The following is a 22,682-nucleotide window of genomic DNA, read 5'->3' on the forward strand; positions in this document are numbered from 1 at the left end:
TGATATCACTTTCTATTATATCTTTGCACAGTACGATGTACATGGCTGTGTGATTTTTTTGTTTGGCAACACAAATATCCACAGCCTATTTTTTTCTCTCAAAAAAAGTTTAGATCACTTCTTTAAAAAATACGGTTAAAATATTGCTATTGATGTTCTATTTGATATATCCTTACTTTTTTTCCGGTCATTTTTTCTAATAAATCGGTTTTACGGAGTACCCCCCATATTTCTAGTTCAGGATCGCTATAGGTGCTTATAAGCAAGTTTATTTTCCCCTTAGTATTGTCAATTTCTAATTTCTGTACGTTTTGATAATGACTTCTATCCAATCCATCGGCAACCCTTATGATTGCAGAAAGCTTTTTAACTTTACGACGTAATTTTTTACTCAGTTCTTTATAGGGTTTATGGCGTTTATGAGGTGTCGATTTGCGATGATATCGCGCTACGTTGGCCATAATATTAATCTCATCTTCACTGAAACCTAACAAATCTGAATATTTTATAAGATATAAGGCATGTTTATGGTGTTTTCGATACGAAATATAATAACCAATATCATGCATCAAACTTGCGTATTCCAGCAGTTCCCTGTCCTGCTCATCCAAATTCATCTCTTCCTTGAATTCATCAAAAATTTGTAGGGCAAAATTGGCTACATGCATAGAATGGGCTTTAGCCCAATTGCATTTTCGTAACAATTCATAAACGCTTCTTTGGCGTGGATTTTCAAAATTCGCAACAAGGTCTAGATGAAGTTCTTCTTTCTTATTGTTAATATAATTGATGATCATGCCCTCCCTAAGCGCCCCTTCAGATATTTTAATTTCTTCTATTGAACATTCTTCAATAAGAAATTTTAATAACAAAACACCGGGATTGATAATATCGACCCGCTTTCCTTCTAACTTCTTCTCTTTCAGCCTCCCTTTCTTGTCAAGCTTTATAAATTCATGATAAAAATCAATATAAGCCTCTTTCTTAAAAGTAAGTTCATTAAGGGTTCTTGCCGCTGTTATATCATTTCGTCCCGCCACCATCTCGGCAATATTTTCCATAGTTCCCGAAGAACCAATAATAGTTTTCACTTCATGCTGTTTAGCCAATTTTATAACGTCAGCTAACTTATCTTCATAATGGCTTTCTAATGATTTAATAGTGTCTTTTTTAATAGGATCTGAATCGACAAAAGTCGCTGCCATTCTTGCTACACCAAGCTTCAAACTATTATAATACACAAACTCTTCTCGATTACCAATAATAAACTCAACACTACCACCACCAATATCGATCATCAATACCATCTCATCCTCAATAACAACACTATGCTTTATAGCAAGTCCTATCATTTCAGCTTCCATTTTACCAGATATCGCCCTAACTCTAATTCCTACTTCATCTATAACTTCTTTAATAAAATCACCTCCATTCTTCGCTTCTCTAATCGCACTTGTGGCGTAGGCCAGAATTTGCTCTACGTTATGGCTTTCACATAAAAATTTGATTCTTTTTAAGGCTTCAAGGCCACGATCCATCGCTTGCCTGCTCAACCGATCTTCCATCCCCTTTTCAGCAAGACTTACCATTTCTTTTAATTTATTAACGGTACGAAAGCTACCATCAGGGTATATATCTACGAGTACTGCATGAAAGGAATTTGTTCCAAGATCTATAGCAGCTATTCTTTTAGCAGGTTGAGATTGTGGTGTTGTCATATATTATTTTTATGCCAATAAGTTATCCCATGTTAGTTAAACCTAAAGGTAATCAATTATTAGTTGGAAAAGAAAAACCCACAGTTCTCACTGTGGGTTCGTATGGTAAAGATTTTGTTTTAAGCCTGTCCTGTAGGACCAAAATTCATAGGAATTGGCGTTTTTTCATAATCTTTTATTTCACCGTGTTGCTTTTCAAAACGTTCTACGTTGTCTGCCAAAGCTTTTAAAAAACGTTTTGCGTGTTGTGGCGTAAGGATAATCCTGCTTTTCACTTTACTTTTTGGTTTACCTGGCATGATATTCACAAAATCTACTACAAATTCTGAAATAGAATGGTTAATAATCGCTAGGTTAGAATAGGTTCCTTCAGCAACCGCTTCATCTAATTCTATATTAATCTGGCCTTGTTTTGGCTTGTTTTCGTCACTCATTATTTATAAAATTATACGTTCTTACGCAAGATATTTACGCAATGACTTGATTTTAGAATTCTTTAAGAAAAACTAAATTACGAAAAATACCTTGAAACCATTTTACTTTTTGTTTTTTATGTTCAATAAGCCTTATTAAATTTAGCCGATTAAAGATTTCATTAAAGTGAACTACCTTGGGGTTAAACCCTTTGGCGGTGCCAATAAACAAGTCTCGATTAAAAAGGAACCACATAAATATGAAACTGCATTTTAAACCTTTCCAAACTTTTATCAATAATAATACTACCCAAAAAACAAGAAGCAGGTACGCAGATTCTTTAATCGTTTCATTAGAATGCGCTGAATTCGAGATTAAGGCGAAAGTTTTGGGTTCCCGACAATATAACGTTTCTATACAATTTGATCACAATCAGGTAATTGCTGCCAAATGTTCTTGTCCATACGACCAGAGTGGTTTTTGTAAGCATATTGCGCATGTTTTGGTAGAAGCCGATAGACAAGTTGAGCAAGAATTTCATTTACCAGAAATTAGACCATCACACTCCCCAATAAATATAAAAAAACAGGGGAAAACATATATACTTAAAAATCAACATATACTAAAATTAGATGCTACAACTATAAAAAATATATCTAAAAAAACCGGCCAAGCCTCATGGCAAAACTCATTAGAAATTATTGATGCACAAATATTTAATAATAAATTCATAGCCAATATTAACTATTCTTACTTTAAAAAGTTTAGCCTGAATATTATTCAGGATACCAATAATCTATATTTGGAATGCAGTTGCAAAAATGGATCTTCTACATTAATCTGTGAGCACCTTCGCACTTTACTGTTAAGTATAATTAATCAGGAAACATTTCAACTTCCTTTTAATCCAGAGCTTCGCTTTAAACATCTAAAAGATCAGGCAGATGCGCAGGGATTAGGGAACGTAGAAAATCTAGACGATTTCTATCAAATTTCTATTGCTTTCGACAGGCTATATTTCAAGCCAAAATATAATTTTTTATCGCTCTCACCTTCAGAACTTTCGAAGTTAAAAAAAGAAATGATTTCTGATTTTCAGATTCCTAAACCTAGGAGTGTTCAACCTAAAATGGAATTTATATTAGCGGAAAATTATATGAATTATGGATTTAAATTTCGGTTAATGGTAGCTCAATTAGCAAAAACGGGTAAGATGAAATCTCCTGTAGAGCAGGTAAATTTGAAAGAAAAATCTAAAGGTCTTTCTACCCCTGAAGAATTTTTATTTATGACCATGCTTTTTGAACAAGAAGAAGAGCTTTCTTTTAATGACCACTTGGCCATTCTTAAAAATCCATTACAATTACCTTTTTATTATTACGAATCAAGCTGGCGTGAAGAAAAGATAACACCTGCCAAAATAAAACCCATTCAGTTTTTTATTATCGATCTTAAAAGCACAGTGATTGTTACTCAAAAAAATGATTTCTACTTAATAAAATTAAAAATCACCATAGATGGCAAAAACTATTATTCTGCCGATTTAAAACAAATAGAGTGCTATATCTGTTTAGGGGATAATTTTTATTTTCTAAAAGAGCCTTTGCTTAAAAAGTTATTCAGTTTTTTTAGTAAATATCAACATGATATTTTTTTACCAGCACATAAATTCGCCGATTTTAAAAAAGAATTCCTGGATCCTCTAGAGCATGCAATAAACGTAGAATATAGTTTCATAAAAAAAGCCCCTAAAAAATTGATCCAACAGCAGGCATTGGATCAGGTCACCGAACAAAAAATATATCTTTCTGAATCTGATGACTATATACTTATCACTCCGGTAATTTGCTACGGTGAAATAGAAGCTTCAGTTTTATCCAGACAAAATATTTACGCTGAAGATGATAAAGGGAAAATGTATGTGATCGACAGGGATGAAAAAGCAGAACATAGATTTAAGCGTAATATACAGGAGCAACACCATACTTTTGAAGAGAATCCTCCAACAAGTTTCTATTATTTACATAAGCAGGAATTTTTAGAAGAGGGATGGTTTATCGATGCTTTTGAGGCATGGCGCGAGCACGGGTACACCATCATGGGATTTAAGCAGTTAAAAAACAATAATTTAAACCCTCATAAAATAAAAGTAAGATCTTCGGTAACCTCTGGTATCGATTGGTTTAATATTCATACCGATATTGCTTTTGGGGATCAAAAAGTGAGCCTTAAAGAAATTAGGAAGTCGCTGGTTAATAAAAATAGGTTTGTATTGCTGGGCGATGGAACAAAGGGATTTTTACCTAACGAATGGATCGAAAAGTTTAGCCGATATTTTAGATCGGGAGAAATAAAAGCAGATTCCATACGCTCCCATAAATCACAGTTTACATTTGTCGATGATTTGTTCGAAAAAGAAATTCTTTCTTCAGAAGTAAAAACCGAATTGGAGAGTTATCGTGAAAAGTTAGCTAATTTTAATTCTATAAGAAATGTAAAAACACCAAAAAAATTAAAAACTACCTTACGGGATTACCAAAAAGAAGGTTTAAACTGGTTAAACTTTTTGGATGAATTTGGATTTGGGGGTTGCCTGGCCGATGATATGGGATTAGGGAAAACCGTCCAGATCCTCGCGTATTTTCTCTCCCAATTAGATAAAGGGTACACAGCGCCAAATCTGGTAGTGGTTCCCACTTCACTATTGCATAATTGGGAAACAGAAATAGGAAAATTCGCTCCAGAAATCAAGTACACAATAGTGTATGGGATTAACCGTAATACTAAAGAGATTGTTTTTGATAATTATGACCTTATTATCACCTCTTATGGTATTATGCTAAAAGACATAGAAATTTTAGAGAAAATTAATTTTAATGTTATCGTACTAGACGAATCCCAGGCGATAAAAAACCCCGCTTCAAAACGTTATAAAGCAGCAAGGCTTTTAAAAGCCAGACAGCGTATTGTGACTACCGGCACACCCGTAGAGAACAACACATTCGATTTATACGCTCAACTTTCTTTCGCTATGCCGGGATTATTTGGTAGTGCACGGCAATTTACGGCAGATTATTCCACACCTATAGACAAATTTCAGGATGAAGCCCGCGCAAAAGAACTTCAGCAAAAAATAAAACCATTTATTTTAAGGCGCACCAAAAAGGAAGTTGCTACCGAACTACCGGAAAAAACAGAAATGGTCATTTATTGTGATATGGGAAAAGAACAACGCCGTGTTTACGATAGCTACAAAAAAGAATTTCAGAACTATCTGGAAGGTAAGAATGATGAGGATTTAAAGAATTCCAGTATGCATATTTTACAGGGATTAACAAAATTACGCCAGATTTGTAACAGTCCGGCCCTACTTTCTGATCATGAATATTATGGCGAAGAATCTGCAAAACTGGAAGAAATTGTAGATCAGGTACTAAAACTGCACAAAGAGCATAAAATACTTATTTTTTCCCAGTTTGTGGGAATGCTGAACCTTATAAGGGAACGTCTGAATAAGGAAAAAATTAAATCCGCATATTTAACTGGACAGACCACGAAACGCCAGGCAGAAGTTGCCGCTTTTCAGGAAGATGAAGAAGTCAGGATATTTCTTATTAGCCTAAAAGCCGGTGGAACAGGACTAAATTTAACCGAAGCAGAATATGTTTTTATCGTAGATCCGTGGTGGAACCCGGCAGTAGAAAATCAGGCGATTGACAGGGCTTACCGAATTGGACAAATCAATAAAGTAATTGCGCTGCGTATGATTTGCACAAATAGTATAGAAGAAAAAATACTAGAATTACAAGATCGTAAAAGGAAGTTAGCCGAGGATATTATCCATACGGACTCCGGTTTCTTTAAACAACTAAACAAAACCGATTTAATGAATCTTGTGTAATTTACCTCAAAAATCAACATATTGAGGTGTTCTAAGCTCCCTATAAAGATAATTTTCGTCTATCATAACTTCTTTTCAGGTTCTACTATAAATGATTAATCAGTATGATGAACTTCCAAATGAATTTAGAATGATGATTTTAAAAATTTTTAAACAATCTCTACCTAATTCAATGTGTTTCATCTGGTTATTAAAAACAAAAAACCTCACAGTTTCTACTGTGAGGTTTTTTTATAAAGAAATGAGTGATTTCTTTGTTTTTAATTATAATTAACTTCCTGCTTTTTCTCTAGCATTTCGTCAAATTCTTCTTTAGAACCAACAATGATGCTATCATATTTACGCATACCTGTACCTGCCGGGATTCTATGTCCTACAATTACATTTTCCTTAAGTCCTTCTAAAGAATCGATCTTACCGCTTACAGCAGCTTCGTTCAATACCTTAGTAGTTTCCTGGAATGATGCCGCAGAAATAAACGACTTGGTTTGAAGTGATGCTCTGGTAATACCCTGAAGAACCGGAGTTGCAGTTGCTGCAACAACGTCTCTTGCTGAAGCCAGGTTCTTGTCTTCTCTACGAAGCTGAGAGTTTTCGTCTCTTAGCTCTCTTAGCGATACAATTTGTCCTGGTTTTAGGTTTTCTGAATCACCTGCATCTTCAATTACTTTCATTCCAAAGATCTTATCGTTTTCTTCAATAAAGTCTGATTTATGAACTAATTGGTTTTCTAAGAAGATAGTATCTCCTGGATCAACGATTCTTACTTTACGCATCATCTGACGTACTACTACCTCAAAGTGCTTATCGTTAATCTTCACCCCTTGTAGTCGATAAACTTCCTGTACTTCGTTTACAAGATACTGTTGTACTGCATTTGGCCCTTTAATGTTAAGGATATCCTCTGGAGTTATAGATCCGTCAGAAAGTGGCATACCTGCACGAACATAATCATTTTCCTGTACTAAGATCTGGTTAGAAAGTTTTACTAAATACTTCTTAATCTCTCCAAATTTAGACTCAACGATAATTTCGCGGTTTCCACGTTTTATTTTACCAAATGAAACAACACCATCAATTTCTGAAACTACAGCCGGGTTAGATGGGTTACGTGCCTCAAAAAGCTCGGTTACCCTTGGAAGACCACCGGTAATATCACCTGCTTTAGATGATTTACGAGGAATCTTCACTAAAATTTTACCAACACCAATTTTTTCAGCATTATCTACCATAAGGTGGGCACCTACCGGTAAGTTGTAAGAACGAATAACTTCATCTTTCTTACCTAAAATATGCAAGGTTGGGATAAGCTTTTTATTACGGGATTCAGAAATTACTTTTTCCTGGAATCCTGTTTGCTCATCGATCTCCACCTGATAAGTAACTCCTTGTTCTACATTCTCATATTTGATCTTACCAGCAAACTCAGAGATAATCACACCGTTATAAGGATCCCACTGACATACGGTAGTTCCCTTTGCAATTTCTACCCCATCTTCGATAAAGATTTCAGAACCGTAAGGAATATTGTTTGTACTTAAAACAACACCTGTTTTCTTGTCCTTAACCTTAATCTCTGCCGTACGGGAAATTACGATATCTGATGTACTACCATCTGGAGCTTCTCCTTTAACAACTTTAAGATCATCAATTTCAGCAATACCATCAAACTTAGTGATCAGTTTGTTTTCTTCTGAAATGTTTCCTGCAATACCCCCAACGTGGAAGGTACGTAGCGTAAGCTGTGTACCAGGCTCCCCAATAGATTGAGCAGCAACTACACCTACAGCTTCCCCTCTTTGAACAAGTTTATTCGTTGCAAGGTTACGACCATAACATTTTACACAAATACCCTTTTTCGCTTCACAGGTAAGTGGTGAACGCACCTCTACACTTTCGATTGGTGCATTTTCTATAATTTCAACGATCTCTTCAGTAATCTCTGCCCCAGCTTCAACGATTAGGTCGTCTGTAGTTGGGTTATATACATCATTTAAAGAAATACGTCCTAATATTCTTTCTCCAAGAGATTCTACAATCTCTTCGTTCTTTTTAAGTGGTTTAACTTCTACCCCTCTTAACGTTCCACAGTCTTCTTCGTTTACGATAACGTCCTGAGAAACATCTACCAAACGACGAGTTAAGTAACCCGCATCTGCTGTTTTAAGTGCGGTATCGGCAAGACCTTTACGAGCACCGTGAGTAGAGATAAAGTATTCCAGAATCGAAAGACCTTCTTTAAAGTTAGAAAGAATTGGGTTTTCGATAATTTCACCTCCACCAGAGTTCGATTTCTTAGGTTTTGCCATAAGACCACGCATACCGGTAAGCTGACGAATCTGCTCTTTAGATCCACGAGCTCCAGAATCAAGCATCATGAATACCGAGTTAAATCCTTGCTTATCTTCACGAATTCGCTTCATCGCTAATTCAGTAAGACCGGCATTTGTAGAAGTCCAGATATCAATTACCTGGTTATAACGTTCGTTATTGGTAATAAGACCCATGTTATAGTTACCAATAATACCTTCTACCTGCTCATTCGCTTCGTCGATCATCGTTTGTTTTTCAGCAGGGATAATAATATCACCTAAACTGAATGATAATCCACCACGGAACGCGAATCCATATCCAAGAGATTTAATCTTATCAAGGAATTCTGACGTTTCAGGAACACTGGTTAATTTAAGAATCTTACCAATAATCTCACGAAGTGATTTTTTAGTTAATACCTCATTAATATATCCTGCTACTTCTGGTACAGTTTCATTAAACAAAACTCTACCTACTGTAGATTCGATAATCTGGTAAACCAGTTTTCCTTCTTCGTTATAATCTTTAGCTCTAATTTTAATTGGAGCATTAAGATCTACTTTCTTCTGGTTGTAAGCAATGACTACTTCTTCTGCCGAGTAGAACGTTAACCCTTCTCCCAATACAGGCTCTTCTTCAGTAGATCGCTTAAGTTTGGTCATATAATAAAGACCAAGTACCATATCCTGAGAAGGTACTGTAATTGGCGAACCATTCGCAGGGTTAAGAATATTGTGAGAAGCCAGCATTAATAACTGAGCTTCTAAAATAGCCTCTGGCCCAAGTGGTAAATGCACCGCCATCTGATCCCCATCAAAATCGGCGTTAAAGGCCGTACATGCTAATGGGTGTAATTGTATTGCTTTACCCTCGATAAGCTTTGGCTGGAATGCCTGGATACCAAGACGGTGAAGCGTAGGAGCACGGTTTAGTAATACAGGATGTCCTTTAAGAACATTTTCTAAGATATCCCATACCACCGGCTCTTTTTTATCTATAATCTTTTTCGCAGATTTTACTGTTTTCACAATACCCCTTTCGATTAATTTTCTAATCACGAAAGGCTTGTAAAGTTCTGCCGCCATATTCTTTGGAAGACCGCACTCAAACATTTTAAGTTCTGGTCCTACAACGATTACCGAACGTGCTGAATAATCCACACGCTTACCAAGTAAGTTTTGACGGAAACGTCCCTGCTTACCTTTTAAAGAATCTGAAAGGGATTTAAGCGGACGATTAGAATCCGTTTTTACTGCAGACGATTTTCTTGTATTATCGAATAATGAATCTACAGATTCCTGAAGCATACGTTTTTCATTACGTAAAATCACTTCAGGAGCTTTAATTTCCATTAAACGCTTAAGACGGTTGTTACGAATAATTACCCTTCTATAAAGATCATTAAGATCTGAAGTAGCAAAACGACCACCATCTAAAGGTACAAGAGGTCTTAATTCTGGTGGAATTACCGGGATAACTTTCATAATCATCCATTCTGGTAAATTCTCACGGTTTTTATTGGCATCACGAAGTGCTTCTACCACCTGAAGACGTTTTAAAGCCTCAGTTTTACGTTGTTTAGAAGTTTCGTTATTTGCTTTATGTCTTAATTCGTAAGAAAGTTCATTTAAGTCTATTCTTCTAAGAATTTCGATAAGACATTCAGCTCCCATTTTAGCGATAAACTTGTTTGGATCGCTGTCTTCTAAATATTGATTTTCCTGAGGAAGTTCGTCTAAAATATTAAGATACTCTTCTTCAGTTAAGAAATCCATTTTCTTTAAAGGATCTCCATTCTCATTTTTTGCATTACCAGGCTGAATTACCACGTATCTTTCGTAGTAAATAATCATATCTAATTTCTTAGATGGAAGACCAAGTAAATACCCTATTTTATTTGGTAAAGAACGGAAATACCAGATATGAGCTACAGGAACTACCAAATTGATGTGCCCAACACGGTCTCTACGAACTTTCTTTTCTGTTACCTCTACACCACAACGGTCACACACGATCCCTTTGTAACGTATTCTTTTGTATTTTCCACAAGCACATTCGTAATCCTTCACAGGACCAAAAATACGCTCACAGAACAATCCGTCACGCTCAGGTTTGTGCGTACGATAATTGATAGTTTCCGGTTTAAGAACTTCGCCACGAGATTCTGCGAGGATAGACTCGGGAGAAGCTAAACCGATAGAGATTTGATTAAATCTCTGTACTGTATTCTTATCATTATTTCTAGCCATAATAAATGCTGCTATCTAATTATTGTGAAAATACTGAAAATTCGGAGCGGCTATACCGCTCCGAAAAACAGTGTTTTATTCTTCTAATTTTAAATCCAGTCCAAGACCTTTCAATTCATGCATCAATACATTGAAAGATTCTGGTAAACCTGGTTCTGGCATAGGCTCTCCTTTAACGATACTTTCGTAAGTTTTAGCCCTTCCTATCACGTCATCAGATTTTACGGTTAAGATTTCCCTTAAGGTACTTGAAGCACCGTATGCTTCAAGAGCCCAAACCTCCATCTCACCAAAACGCTGACCTCCAAACTGAGCTTTACCACCAAGTGGTTGCTGAGTAATAAGAGAGTATGGCCCAATGGAACGAGCGTGCATTTTATCATCGATCATGTGACCTAATTTCAGCATATAAATTACACCTACTGTAGCTCTCTGGTCGAAACGCTCACCTGTACCACCATCAAATAGATACGTGTGACCAAAACGTGGAATTCCTGCTTCGTCTGTTAACTCATTGATCTTGTCTAAAGATGCACCATCAAAAATTGGCGTTGCATACTTTTTACCTAATTTCTGACCTGCCCAACCAAGAACAGTTTCATAAATCTGACCAATGTTCATACGAGAAGGTACCCCAAGTGGGTTCAATACAATATCTACCGGAGTTCCATCATCTAAGAATGGCATATCTTCCTGACGAACAATACGGGCAACAATACCTTTGTTACCGTGACGTCCTGCCATCTTATCCCCTACTTTAAGCTTACGTTTCTTAGCGATGTAAACTTTAGCAAGTTTTAAAATTCCAGATGGAAGCTCATCCCCTACAGAAATCGTAAATTTCTCTCTTCTTAAATTACCCTGAAGATCGTTCTCTTTAATTTTATAATTATGAAGAAGATCTGCTACAAGTGCATTTGTATGATCATCTGTTGTCCAGATTCCCTGAGTAAGGTGTGTATAATCATCAACAGAATTTAACATCTTTAATGTATACTTCTTACCTTTTGGAAGAACCTCTTCTCCTAGATCATTTTGTACACCCTGAGCTGTTTTTCCACCTACGATAGCAAATAACTTATCTACTAATTGCGATTTAAGTACAGCAAATTTAGCCTCGTACTTTTTCTCTAAAACAGCAACGTCTTCTTTATCTTGTGCTCTCTTACGCTTATCTTTAATTGCACGGGCAAATAACTTCTTATTAATTACCACACCACTTAATGATGGTGAAGCTTTTAAAGAAGCATCTTTAACGTCTCCCGCTTTATCACCAAAGATCGCTCTAAGAAGTTTTTCTTCTGGCGTAGGATCACTTTCTCCTTTAGGCGTGATCTTACCAATAAGAATATCTCCAGGCTTCACTTCAGCCCCTATTCTAATCATACCATGCTCATCTAGATCTTTAGTAGCATCTTCTGAAACATTAGGAATATCGTTAGTAAGCTCTTCGTTACCTAATTTAGTATCACGAACTTCTAATGAATATTCATCAATATGAATAGATGTAAAGATATCGTCTCTTACAACTTTCTCTGAAATTACAATCGCATCCTCAAAGTTATATCCTTTCCAAGGCATAAAGGCAACTTTCATGTTACGTCCAAGTGCAAGCTCCCCTTTATCGGTTGCATACCCCTGGCATAATACCTGTCCTTTAGTCACTCTATCACCAACACTAACAATCGGTTTAAGGTTGATAGAAGTTCCCTGGTTAGTTTTACGGAATTTAATAAGATCGTAAGTTTTAGAATCTGAATCGAAACTTACCATTCTTTCTTCTTCAGTACGATCGTACTTAATTGTAATCTTTTGCGCGTCTACATATTCTACTTCTCCTTCTCCTTCTGCATTAATCAATACACGAGAATCTGTAGCCACTTGTCTTTCCAATCCGGTTCCTACGATTGGAGAATCTGCTCTTAGTAACGGAACTGCCTGACGCATCATGTTAGATCCCATCAATGCACGGTTCGCATCATCATGCTCCAAGAAAGGAATTAAAGATGCAGAAATTGAGGAAATCTGGTTAGGAGCAACATCGGTATAATGAACCTCTTTAGGATCCACAACCGGGAAGTCTCCTTCCATACGCGCAATTACCTTATCGGTATCGATAGTTCCATCATCACCTAAAGGAATGTTTGCCTGAGCAATTTTCTTTCCTTCTTCTTCTTCAGCGCTTAAATAAATAGGCTCTTCAGAAATATTAATTTTTCCTTCTTCTACCGTTCTATAAGGTGTTTCAATGAATCCCATTCCATTAACTTTCGCGTAAACTGAAAGTGAAGAAATAAGACCAATGTTAGGACCTTCAGGAGTCTCAATAGGACACAATCTTCCATAATGAGTATAGTGAACGTCACGAACCTCGAAACCAGCACGCTCTCTGGAAAGACCGCCAGGTCCTAATGCAGAAAGACGACGTTTATGAGTAATCTCAGCTAATGGGTTCGTTTGATCCATAAACTGAGACAACTGGTTGGTACCAAAGAATGAGTTGATCACAGAAGAAAGTGTCTTCGCATTGATCAAATCGATAGGTGTAAATACCTCGTTGTCACGAACGTTCATTCTTTCACGAATCGTACGAGCCATACGGGCTAAACCAACACCAAATTGCTGAGATAATTGTTCTCCAACAGTTCTAACACGACGGTTAGATAAGTGATCGATATCATCAATCTCTGCTTTAGAGTTAATTAACTCAATTAAATATTTTACAATGGTAATGATATCCTCTTTGGTAAGCACTTGCTTATCCATACCGATATCAAGACCAAGCTTTTTGTTCATTCTATAACGACCAACTTCTCCTAAACTATAACGCTGATCTGAGAAGAATAATTTATCAATTATTCCACGCGCAGTTTCCTCATCTGGCGGTTCAGCATTACGTAATTGACGATAAATATGTTCAACTGCTTCTTTTTCAGAGTTTGTTGGATCCTTCTGTAGTGTATTATGTATAATCGCATAATCACCGGTAGAGTTATCTTCTTTATGAAGAAGAATTGTTTTAGTTCCGGTTTCAAGAATCTCTTCTATATGATCCTTATCTAATTCGGTATCACGATCTAAAACAATCTCGTTACGCTCGATAGAAACAACCTCGCCAGTATCTTCATCTACAAAATCTTCGTACCAGGTGTTAAGCACACGAGCCGCTAACTTTCTACCTAAAACTTTTTTAAGACCTGTTTTTGAAACTTTTACTTCTTCAGCAAGATCAAAAATTTCAAGAATATCTTTATCGCGCTCAAATCCAATTGCGCGGAAAAGAGTTGTTACAGGTAATTTTTTCTTTCTATCGATATAAGCATACATTACGCTGTTAATATCGGTAGCAAATTCTATCCAAGAACCTTTAAAAGGAATTACTCTGGCAGAATATAATTTTGTTCCATTTGCATGGAAAGATTGTCCAAAGAATACTCCTGGAGAACGGTGAAGCTGAGAAACTACAACACGCTCTGCTCCATTAATACAAAAAGTCCCACTCGGCGTCATATAAGGAATCGTCCCTAAATAAACATCCTGTACGATAGTTTCAAAATCCTCATGCTCTGGATCTGTACAATATAGCTTTAACCTTGCTTTTAAAGGTACGCTATATGTAAGACCACGCTCAATACACTCTTGAATAGAATATCTTGGTGGGTCTACAAAATAATCTAAAAATTCTAATACAAATTGGTTACGGGTATCCGTAATTGGGAAGTTTTCAAGGAAGGTGTTATAAAGGCCTTCATTTCCCCGCTCTTCTGATTTTGTTTCTAATTGAAAGAAATCCTGGAAAGATTTGATCTGAATATCCAAAAAGTCTGGATAGTCAGGTCTGTTCTTTACAGAAGAGAAACTAAATCTTTCAGTTTGCTTTGCTAACATCAATGGACGGATTATAATTTATATAAAAATTGCTTGCGAAAAAAGCTACAGCTCTATATACGCAAAAGGGTTTAGACCTTCAGGAGCGTATCCTAAGGTCTAAACCTAAATAATATTGCTCTCGTCAAGCTTATTTAAGCTCAACCTCAGCTCCTGCTTCTTCTAATTGAGATTTTAAAGCTTCAGCTTCATCTTTAGCAATTCCTTCTTTAACTGCTTTTGGAGCACCATCTACTAATTCTTTAGCATCTTTAAGTCCAAGACCAGTTAATTCTTTTACTAGTTTTACAACTGCTAATTTAGATCCACCTGGAGCTTTTAGAATTACATCAAATTCAGTTTGCTCTTCAGCAGCATCATCACCACCAGCAGCAGCTCCACCAGCAACAGCTACAGCTGCAGCAGCAGGCTCAATACCATACTCTTCTTTTAAAATATCAGCTAACTCATTAACTTCTTTAACTGTTAAGTTAACTAATTGTTCTGCGAATTCTTTTAAATCTGCCATTTTCTATCGTTTTAAAATTTTTGTAAAAGTTATATTTATTAAAAAGTGCGTACTATACTAGTCCTCTTTTTCTGAAAGAGTCTTAAGGATTCCTGCAATTTTGCCTCCACTTGATTTAAGTGCAGAAACAACGTTTTTAGCAGGAGATTGAAGTAATCCAATGATATCCCCAATAACCTCTTCTTTAGACTTAATATTAGAAAGAGCTTCTAAATACTCATCTCCAACATAAATTGCTTCATCAATAAAAGCGCCTTTAAGAATCGGCTTCTCGTTTTTCTTTCTAAATTCTTTAATCACTTTAGCTGGTGCATTACCAGTCTCAGCAATCATTATAGAGGTGTTACCTTTTAAAGTTGTTGGAAGTTCTCCGAAATCTTTATCAGAAGCTTCCATTGCTTTAGTTAGTAATGTATTTTTAACTACCGCAAGTTTTACATTAGCTTTAAAACAAGCTCTACGTAAATTAGAGGTTGTTCCGGCATCTAAACCTGAGATATCTGCAATATAGATAGTTGAAGTATCAGCTAACTGGGCAGTTAAATCTTCTATTACTTTTGATTTTTCTTCTCTTGTCATAATACCTTATTATTGCTCAGTAAACCTTTTTGTATCTATTGCTACACCAGGCCCCATTGTACTGGACATGTGGATACTTTTAATGTATACACCTTTAGCTGCCTGAGGTTTCAGTTTTACAAGCGTAGTTAATAATTCTCTCGCGTTACCAGCTATTTTTTCTGGATTAAAAGACACTTTTCCAATACCAGCGTGAACAATACCGGTCTTATCAACTTTAAAATCGATCTTACCAGCTTTCACATCAGCTACTGCTTTAGCGATATCCATAGTCACAGTTCCGGTTTTAGGGTTAGGCATTAAACCTCTAGGTCCTAAAACACGTCCTAATGGTCCTAATTTACCCATAACGCTAGGCATAGTGATAATTACATCTACATCTGTCCAACCTCCTTTAATTTTATCAAGGTATTCATCAAGACCAACATAATCAGCACCTGCATTCTTAGCTTCCTCTTCCTTATCTGGAGTAACTAAAGCAAGAACTTTAACATCTTTACCTGTTCCGTGTGGTAATGTAACAACCCCTCTAACCATTTGATTAGCTTTACGAGGATCTACATTTAAACGTACCGCCAAATCCACAGAAGCGTCGAAGCTTTCGCTAGCCACTTCTTTGATCAAAGCAGAAGCTTCAGCAACCGTATAGGCTTTACCCTTTTCGATTTTAGATTGAGCTTCTTTTTGTTTTTTAGTCAACTTTGCCATTTTCTAAATTCTTTTTGGATTAAAACGGTGCATCACCTTTTACTGTTATACCCATAGAACGAGCCGTACCAGCAACCATTTTCATTGCAGCTTCGATAGTAAATGCATTTAAATCCTGCATTTTATCCTCAGCAATAGTTTTTACTTGGTCCCAAGATACACTTGCTACTTTCTTTCTATTAGGCTCTCCCGAACCTTTTTTTGTTTTTGCTGCTTCCATTAGCTGTACTGCTGCTGGTGGAGTTTTGATAACAAAATCAAATGATTTATCAGAATAAACAGTAATTACTACAGGTAATACTTTACCTTGTTTATCCTGAGTCCTACCATTGAATTGCTTACAGAATTCCATGATATTAACTCCGGCAGCACCTAAAGCAGGTCCAACTGGTGGTGAAGGGTTAGCAGCACCTCCGCGAACTTGTAGTTTTACAACTTTACTTACTTCTTTTGCCATTTTTTACATTTTTAGAAGATAGTTTATTAGAGTGGAAGCAAATAAAAAACTATCAAAAAATTTGTAACAATTATATTTTCTCAACCTGCATATAACTAAGTTCTAATGGTGTTTTTCTACCAAAGATCTTAACCATAACTTCAAGCTTACGCTTTTCTTCATTAATCTTCTCAACAGTTCCGTTGAAACCGTTAAAAGGACCATCAATTACTTTAATAGTCTCTCCAAGAGTAAAAGGAATTGCAACATTATCTGTTTTAACAGATAACTCATCTACTTTTCCTAACATGCGATTAACCTCAGACTGTCTAAGTGGAACAGGATCTCCACCTTTTGTTTCTCCAAGAAAACCAATCACACCGTTAATACCCTTAATAATATGAGGAATTTCACCGCCTAAATTGGCCTGAATCATTATATATCCAGGAAAGTAAACTCTTTCTTTATTAATCTTCTTCCCATTTCTAATCTGGATAACCTTTTCAGTGGGAACCAATACTTGATCAACCCAGTCTTCCATACCCATATGGGAAATTTCTCGCTCTATATAATCTTTTACTTTATTTTCCTGTCCACTTACGGCACGAACTACATACCATTTTTTATCCTTAACGTCTGCCATAACTAGATTACGATTTTACCCATTCAAAGTATTGCTCAATAACGTTGTTAAACAACGTATCTACACCCCAAATAGCTAAAGAAAAAATAATAGAAAAAACTGCAACTAGAATTGTTAGCCTTTGAGCTTCAGGCCAACTTGTCCAGGTAACATGGTTTTTCAACTCGTTATAAGACTCTGATATATAATTTACAATTCCTGCCATTCCTTAAAGTATTTGCACGGGTTGAGAGGCTCGAACTCCCGACACCTGGTTTTGGAGACCAGTGCTCTACCAACTGAGCTAAACCCGTAAGATAAAGAGAAGGTATCCTGCTCTTCACAGGATACCTTATATATTCAAACTATAATTAGTCTAAAATTTCAGTTACCTGACCAGCACCTACAGTTCTACCACCTTCACGGATAGCGAAACGTAGACCAACATTCATTGCAATAGGCTGAATCAAATCAACAGTAATAGTAAGGTTATCACCTGGCATTACCATTTCAACTCCTTCAGGAAGGCTAATTGTTCCTGTTACGTCAGTTGTACGTACGTAGAACTGAGGACGGTAGTTGTTATGGAATGGAGTGTGACGTCCACCTTCTTCTTTCTTCAGGATATAAACCTCTGCTTTAAACTTAGCGTGAGGAGTTACAGATCCAGGCTTAGTAATTACCATACCTCTAGAGATCTGAGTTTTCTCGATACCTCTTAATAAAAGACCAACGTTATCACCAGCTTCACCTCTATCAAGAATCTTACGGAACATCTCTACTCCAGTAATTGTAGAAGTTAATTTACCAGCACCCATACCAATAATTTCTACAGGATCTCCAGTATTAGCTACACCAGTTTCGATACGTCCAGTTGCTACTGTACCACGACCAGTAATAGAGAATACATCCTCGATTGGCATTAAGAATGGTTTATCCACATCACGCTGTGGCAACTCGATCCAGCTATCAACAGCTTCCATAAGATCTAAAACAGACTGAGTCCATTTATTATCACCTTCTAAAGCACCAAGAGCAGATCCAGAAATTACAGGACCGTTATCTCCATCATACTCATAGAAAGAAAGTAAATCTCTTACTTCCATTTCTACTAACTCAAGAAGCTCCTCATCATCTACAAGGTCAACTTTATTTAAAAACACAACGATTCTTGGAATACCTACCTGGCGACCAAGAAGGATGTGCTCACGAGTTTGTGGCATAGGACCATCAGTCGCAGCAACAACAAGGATAGCACCGTCCATCTGAGCAGCACCAGTTACCATGTTCTTAACGTAATCGGCGTGACCTGGACAGTCAACGTGAGCATAGTGACGATTTGCAGTCGCGTACTCTACGTGAGAAGAGTTAATAGTAATACCTCTATCTTTTTCCTCAGGAGCGTTATCGATTTGATCGAAAGCTCTAGCTTCAGAATATCCAGCGTCAGCTAACACCTTAGTAATAGCTGCTGTTAAAGTAGTTTTTCCGTGATCTACGTGTCCAATCGTACCTATATTTAAGTGCGGTTTGGAACGATCATAAGTTTCCTTTGCCATAATTAATACTTATTTAATCTTAGTTATATATTAGTGTTCAATTTTATACTAAACCAGAGCCAACGACGAGAATTGAACTCGTGACCTCTTCCTTACCAAGGAAGCGCTCTACCCCTGAGCTACGTCGGCAAAAATGAATAGTCAGACTATCCAATTGCTTTAAACAACAAAAACCATAAGCTAATAATAGCTTACGGATATCATTGATCTCATTTAATAATTTTGTTGAGCGGGAGACCGGGTTCGAACCGGCGACATTCAGCTTGGAAGGCTGACGCTCTACCAACTGAGCTACTCCCGCTTATTCATTCTATATTAGTGATTCAAAATTTAATCTTAAATATTAAATCTTCTAACTTTGAATGCTTATGTGGGGAGAGCAGGATTCGAACCTGCGAAGGTAAAACCAACAGATTTACAGTCTGTCCTCGTTGGCCGCTTGAGTATCTCCCCTCAAAATTACTATACCATTATTTCATAGAACTACAACCCGAAGGCCAGCTTTATGATGGTATCAAAACGGCTGCAAATTAAAGTAATTTTACAGCACCATCCAAAGCTTTTTTCAAAAAAAATTCGAAAAATTTCTAGTTCATTAATTCTTAACAAATTAGCTAAACTAAAGCTTTCAGATTCAAAATTTCAGAGCCGATGGAGGGACTCGAACCCACGACCTGCTGATTACAAATCAGCTGCTCTAGCCAGCTGAGCTACATCGGCAACACTTACTTTTCACAATAAAAAAGTCCGCTATTTCTAACGGACTGCAAATGTATATAAATTATTTAGATCTCAAAATATATTTTCGAGATTTTTTTATCTAAGCATATGCTTTAGATTTCTCTTTGCGTTTAATTAATTGTCTCTGCAGTGAGTTAACACACTCATCTACACACTCTTCAAAAGTTTTACATGTTTTTTTCACCATAACATCCCCGCCAGGAATACTTAGCAAAATTTCTGTAATCTTATTTTCCTTATCACTTGTTTTCTGAACTTTCAGATAAACATCCGCATAAATAACCTTGCTGTAGAAATTCTCTAGTTTATCCATTTTTTTCTGAATAAAATCAATCAGCTTCTGATCTGCGTTAAAGTTTACAGATTGCACGTTTACTTTCATAACTTCAAAAATTTAATTAAACAAAAGGTTAAGCTAGTCCTTATTGTTACGGGGATGAGCTTTTGAATGAATATTTTTAAGCTCTGCAATACTATTATGCGTGTAAACCTGAGTAGCCGCTAGACTAGAATGGCCCAAGAGTTCCTTTACCGCATTTAAGTTTGCCCCTTCATTCAATAAGTGCGTGGCAAAGGAATGTCGAAGTATATGAGGACTTTTCTTAACTTTAGCCGACGCCTTACTAAAATAAGTATTTATTATTCTATAAACAAGACTTTCACTCATTTTATCTCCTTTAGAAGAGACAAATAAATATGAATTTTCCATAAGAACAGGCGCAACAAGGTTTCGCTCCTTTATATACAACTCAATCGTCTTCGCTACACTATTTAATAACGGCAGGTATCTTTCTTTATTTCTTTTTCCAAGAACTTTAATATTTCGTCCTACGAGATCCAAATCTACTAATTGGAGATTAATTAACTCAATCCGCCTTAACCCTGCTGAATAAAACAATTCTATAATCGCCTTATCCCGTATACCTTCAAAACTATGTGTATCTATATCATTAATTACATTTACCACCTCTACTTTGGAAAATGGCACCTGTACCTTTTTTGCCATCTTAAGCGGACGGTGTTTTTGCAAAGGAGAAATAGCAAGCTCTCCTACCTTTTGTAAAAAACGATAATATGATTTTAAAGAGGATATTTTACGATTGATACTTCTATTAGAAATATCAGATTCTGACAGAAAAACGATCCAGTTCCGGATCTGGGAATAATCCACCTCTTTTAAATCTGAATATTCAAATTCAGTGGATAGAAATTCCTGAAAAGAAAGAAGATCGGCTTCATAAGCTTTAATGGTATGAAGCGAATAATTTTTCTCTAAAAGAAGATAGTCTTTAAACTGAGGTATAGACATAAAAAAACTGTTGACAAACAAAGTTAAAAAACTTTATCTATCAACAGTTATATTTTTACCAAAGAAGCAGGGCTTCTCTGCATACATTCAATCTTAAGAAAGAAAGGAAATACTAGATATCTTCCTGATCTCTAAGGTGCTGAATATACTGCGCTTTTTGAACTTGCGCCCTACGTTCTACAGACGGTTTTGTAAAATGCTGACGACTTCTTAGCTGACGCATTGTTCCTGTTTTATCAAATTTACGCTTAAAACGCTTAAGCGCTCTATCAATGTTTTCTCCGTCTTTTACTGGTATTATTAACATAGTTCCACCTCCTTTCTTTGAAAATTAGGCTGCAAATATAATCGTTATTTACTTACAACCAACAAATATTTTGTTTAATTCTAAATTCTTTTAAAAACTTACTTTATCAGAGCTTTGTATTCCTTTTTATCAATCACCATTTTGGCGATAATTTAGGATCATTTTCGCCAAAATACTTTACGATTTAAAAACTTCCTTTACCGGAGCTTTGTATTCCTTTTTATCAATCACCATTTTGGCGATAATTTCCCTTAAAATTTCAGAGGTACCACCACCTATTGGACCAAGACGACTGTCTCTAAACATTCTGGCTAGTGGATAGTCTTCCATATAACCATACCCGCCTAACATCTGCAAGCTTCCGTAAATCACTTCATCAGCAATTTTAGTACTCAAAAGTTTAGACATACTGGCTTCTTTCACCGGATAATCTCCATTTCCTAATTTATACGCGGTAGCATAATTAAATTCCTTAATCACTGTTACTTCGCTTACCATGTCAGCGATCTTATGTCTTAAAGCCTGGAATTCGTTTATTTTTTTACCAAAGGCTTCTCGCTCGTTCATGTAGTTAATGGCATAATCCAAGGCAAACTCTGCCCTTGCATGTGCATTTACTCCCATAATTAAACGCTCCATCGCAAAATGCTGCATGATATAAGAAAAACCTTTATTCTCTTCTCCCAACATATTACTGGCAGGAACTTCTACATTATCGAAAGCGATCTCTCCCGTATCTGAAGCTCTCCAACCCAGTTTATTCAATTTTGAAGCCGAGACTCCTTTGGCATTTCTATCTACAATAAAAATACTCATTCCCTTACTCTTAAGTTCAGGACTTGTTTTTGCGGCTACCACTAAATAATCGGCATAAACCCCATTAGTGATAAAAGTTTTAGAACCGTTTAATATATAGGTATCCCCTTTTCTCTCTGCGGTAGATCGCATTCCTGCAACATCAGAGCCTCCAAAAGGTTCTGTTACGCAAAGCGCGCCTATTTTCTCTCCGCTGATACTAGTGGTAAGATACTTTTCTTTTAGCTCATCACTGGCTTCTACTTTCACATGGGTCATCGCTAAATAAGCATGCGCCCACATGGCTGCTGCGAAACCACCAGAATTTATTTTTTGTAATTCTTCCAGAAATATAATGGTATAAAAAATATCAAGATTTAATCCTCCATACTCCTCAGGCTGGAATAAACCAAAATATCCCATCTCACCAAACTTCTCCCAAATAAATCTTTCAATAGTTCCCGTTTCTTCCCATTTATCAATGTGTGGAACTACCTCCTTTTGTAAAAACTCTTTAAAACTCTCTCTGAATAGAGCATGCTCTTCAGTAAAATACATGGAATTCATTTAATCTTAATAGTGTAAAAAATAGTCGATCTATTTCTGTAAAAAATACCGCTAAATTAAATTCATTT

Annotated in this window: 16 protein-coding genes and 5 tRNA genes; 1 reads left to right on the plus strand and 20 read right to left on the minus strand. The window is 36.3% G+C overall.

Annotation, left to right across the window (positions count from 1 at the left end):
• Nucleotides 1–146 precede the first annotated feature (146 nt).
• On the minus strand, nucleotides 147–1,718 hold the full coding sequence (locus tag L1967_RS12505) for a Ppx/GppA phosphatase family protein (RefSeq protein WP_249601900.1): 1,572 nt from the start codon (nucleotides 1,716–1,718) through the stop codon (nucleotides 147–149).
• Nucleotides 1,719–1,837: 119 nt separating this feature from the next.
• A complete protein-coding gene (locus L1967_RS12510; RefSeq protein ID WP_249601901.1) occupies nucleotides 1,838–2,152 on the minus strand; it encodes a DUF3467 domain-containing protein in 315 nt (104 codons plus the stop codon).
• 239 nt (nucleotides 2,153–2,391) lie between these two features.
• On the opposite strand from L1967_RS12510, the gene L1967_RS12515 reads away from it, so the two are divergent.
• Nucleotides 2,392–6,033 carry an SNF2-related protein gene (locus L1967_RS12515; protein WP_249601902.1) on the plus strand — a complete coding sequence of 1,214 codons (3,642 nt, stop codon included), beginning with the start codon at nucleotides 2,392–2,394 and terminating at the stop codon, nucleotides 6,031–6,033.
• A 260-nt stretch (nucleotides 6,034–6,293) separates the two neighbouring features.
• Here L1967_RS12515 and rpoC read toward each other — a convergent pair whose 3' ends face one another.
• The 18 genes from rpoC to L1967_RS12605 all read right to left on the minus strand — a co-directional run bounded on the left by rpoC (nucleotide 6,294) and on the right by L1967_RS12605 (nucleotide 22,614).
• Nucleotides 6,294–10,595: a DNA-directed RNA polymerase subunit beta' gene (gene rpoC, locus L1967_RS12520; protein ID WP_249601903.1), complete on the minus strand. Its 4,302-nt coding sequence runs from the start codon at nucleotides 10,593–10,595 to the stop codon at nucleotides 6,294–6,296.
• Nucleotides 10,596–10,670: 75 nt separating this feature from the next.
• Complete coding sequence (gene rpoB / locus L1967_RS12525) at nucleotides 10,671–14,483, minus strand: DNA-directed RNA polymerase subunit beta (protein WP_249601904.1); 3,813 nt, start codon at nucleotides 14,481–14,483, stop codon at nucleotides 10,671–10,673.
• A gap of 130 nt (nucleotides 14,484–14,613) precedes the next feature.
• Entirely contained in the window at nucleotides 14,614–14,991 is a 378-nt protein-coding gene (gene rplL / locus L1967_RS12530; RefSeq protein ID WP_249601905.1) for a 50S ribosomal protein L7/L12, read from the minus strand.
• A gap of 57 nt (nucleotides 14,992–15,048) precedes the next feature.
• Nucleotides 15,049–15,570, minus strand: coding sequence for a 50S ribosomal protein L10 (gene rplJ / locus L1967_RS12535; RefSeq protein ID WP_249601906.1), 522 nt, complete (start codon nucleotides 15,568–15,570; stop codon nucleotides 15,049–15,051).
• 9 nt (nucleotides 15,571–15,579) lie between these two features.
• A complete protein-coding gene (gene rplA, locus L1967_RS12540; RefSeq protein WP_249601907.1) occupies nucleotides 15,580–16,278 on the minus strand; it encodes a 50S ribosomal protein L1 in 699 nt (232 codons plus the stop codon).
• 19 nt (nucleotides 16,279–16,297) lie between these two features.
• Nucleotides 16,298–16,735: a 50S ribosomal protein L11 gene (rplK, locus tag L1967_RS12545; RefSeq protein ID WP_249601908.1), complete on the minus strand. Its 438-nt coding sequence runs from the start codon at nucleotides 16,733–16,735 to the stop codon at nucleotides 16,298–16,300.
• Between the two features lie 70 nt (nucleotides 16,736–16,805).
• Entirely contained in the window at nucleotides 16,806–17,357 is a 552-nt protein-coding gene (nusG, locus tag L1967_RS12550; protein ID WP_249601909.1) for a transcription termination/antitermination protein NusG, read from the minus strand.
• 7 nt (nucleotides 17,358–17,364) lie between these two features.
• Nucleotides 17,365–17,562, minus strand: coding sequence for a preprotein translocase subunit SecE (gene secE, locus L1967_RS12555; protein WP_249601910.1), 198 nt, complete (start codon nucleotides 17,560–17,562; stop codon nucleotides 17,365–17,367).
• Between the two features lie 15 nt (nucleotides 17,563–17,577).
• Nucleotides 17,578–17,650, minus strand: a tRNA-Trp gene (locus tag L1967_RS12560).
• Between the two features lie 57 nt (nucleotides 17,651–17,707).
• The gene (tuf, locus tag L1967_RS12565) at nucleotides 17,708–18,895 is read right to left on the minus strand and encodes an elongation factor Tu (RefSeq protein WP_249601911.1); all 1,188 of its coding nucleotides are present in this window, start codon (nucleotides 18,893–18,895) and stop codon (nucleotides 17,708–17,710) included.
• 57 nt (nucleotides 18,896–18,952) lie between these two features.
• A tRNA-Thr gene (locus L1967_RS12570) sits at nucleotides 18,953–19,024 on the minus strand.
• A 99-nt stretch (nucleotides 19,025–19,123) separates the two neighbouring features.
• Nucleotides 19,124–19,196: transfer RNA gene (locus L1967_RS12575), tRNA-Gly, on the minus strand.
• Nucleotides 19,197–19,266: 70 nt separating this feature from the next.
• Nucleotides 19,267–19,348, minus strand: a tRNA-Tyr gene (locus tag L1967_RS12580).
• Nucleotides 19,349–19,541: 193 nt separating this feature from the next.
• A tRNA-Thr gene (locus L1967_RS12585) sits at nucleotides 19,542–19,615 on the minus strand.
• Nucleotides 19,616–19,715: 100 nt separating this feature from the next.
• Nucleotides 19,716–20,018 (minus strand): ribosome hibernation-promoting factor, HPF/YfiA family, encoded by a 303-nt coding sequence (gene hpf / locus L1967_RS12590; RefSeq protein WP_249601912.1) that lies wholly within the window; start codon nucleotides 20,016–20,018, stop codon nucleotides 19,716–19,718.
• Nucleotides 20,019–20,051: 33 nt separating this feature from the next.
• Entirely contained in the window at nucleotides 20,052–20,945 is an 894-nt protein-coding gene (locus L1967_RS12595) for a tyrosine-type recombinase/integrase (protein ID WP_249601913.1), read from the minus strand.
• Nucleotides 20,946–21,057: 112 nt separating this feature from the next.
• The gene (gene rpsU, locus L1967_RS12600) at nucleotides 21,058–21,252 is read right to left on the minus strand and encodes a 30S ribosomal protein S21 (protein ID WP_013070650.1); all 195 of its coding nucleotides are present in this window, start codon (nucleotides 21,250–21,252) and stop codon (nucleotides 21,058–21,060) included.
• A gap of 177 nt (nucleotides 21,253–21,429) precedes the next feature.
• Nucleotides 21,430–22,614 (minus strand): acyl-CoA dehydrogenase family protein, encoded by a 1,185-nt coding sequence (locus L1967_RS12605; protein ID WP_249601914.1) that lies wholly within the window; start codon nucleotides 22,612–22,614, stop codon nucleotides 21,430–21,432.
• Nucleotides 22,615–22,682: the final 68 nt, after the last annotated feature.

The sequence above is a fragment of the Zunongwangia pacifica genome (assembly GCF_023499215.1).
GTDB lineage: Bacteria > Bacteroidota > Bacteroidia > Flavobacteriales > Flavobacteriaceae > Zunongwangia > Zunongwangia pacifica.

Excerpts from the sequence above, each read along its gene's own strand:
- L1967_RS12510 (WP_249601901.1), bottom strand. The coding sequence starts at position 2,152 with ATGAGTGACGAAAACAAGCCAAAACAAGGCCAGATTAATATAGAATTA.
- nusG (WP_249601909.1), bottom strand. The coding sequence starts at position 17,357 with ATGGCAGACGTTAAGGATAAAAAATGGTATGTAGTTCGTGCCGTAAGT.
- rplL (WP_249601905.1), bottom strand. The coding sequence starts at position 14,991 with ATGGCAGATTTAAAAGAATTCGCAGAACAATTAGTTAACTTAACAGTT.
- rplJ (WP_249601906.1), bottom strand. The coding sequence starts at position 15,570 with ATGACAAGAGAAGAAAAATCAAAAGTAATAGAAGATTTAACTGCCCAG.
- secE (WP_249601910.1), bottom strand. The coding sequence starts at position 17,562 with ATGGCAGGAATTGTAAATTATATATCAGAGTCTTATAACGAGTTGAAA.
- L1967_RS12595 (WP_249601913.1), bottom strand. The coding sequence starts at position 20,945 with ATGTCTATACCTCAGTTTAAAGACTATCTTCTTTTAGAGAAAAATTAT.
- rpoB (WP_249601904.1), bottom strand. The coding sequence starts at position 14,483 with ATGTTAGCAAAGCAAACTGAAAGATTTAGTTTCTCTTCTGTAAAGAAC.
- tuf (WP_249601911.1), bottom strand. The coding sequence starts at position 18,895 with ATGGCAAAGGAAACTTATGATCGTTCCAAACCGCACTTAAATATAGGT.
- rplA (WP_249601907.1), bottom strand. The coding sequence starts at position 16,278 with ATGGCAAAGTTGACTAAAAAACAAAAAGAAGCTCAATCTAAAATCGAA.
- rpsU (WP_013070650.1), bottom strand. The coding sequence starts at position 21,252 with ATGTTAATAATACCAGTAAAAGACGGAGAAAACATTGATAGAGCGCTT.
- rplK (WP_249601908.1), bottom strand. The coding sequence starts at position 16,735 with ATGGCAAAAGAAGTAAGTAAAGTTGTAAAACTACAAGTTCGCGGAGGT.
- L1967_RS12505 (WP_249601900.1), bottom strand. The coding sequence starts at position 1,718 with ATGACAACACCACAATCTCAACCTGCTAAAAGAATAGCTGCTATAGAT.
- L1967_RS12515 (WP_249601902.1), top strand. The coding sequence starts at position 2,392 with ATGAAACTGCATTTTAAACCTTTCCAAACTTTTATCAATAATAATACT.
- rpoC (WP_249601903.1), bottom strand. The coding sequence starts at position 10,595 with ATGGCTAGAAATAATGATAAGAATACAGTACAGAGATTTAATCAAATC.
- L1967_RS12605 (WP_249601914.1), bottom strand. The coding sequence starts at position 22,614 with ATGAATTCCATGTATTTTACTGAAGAGCATGCTCTATTCAGAGAGAGT.
- hpf (WP_249601912.1), bottom strand. The coding sequence starts at position 20,018 with ATGAAAGTAAACGTGCAATCTGTAAACTTTAACGCAGATCAGAAGCTG.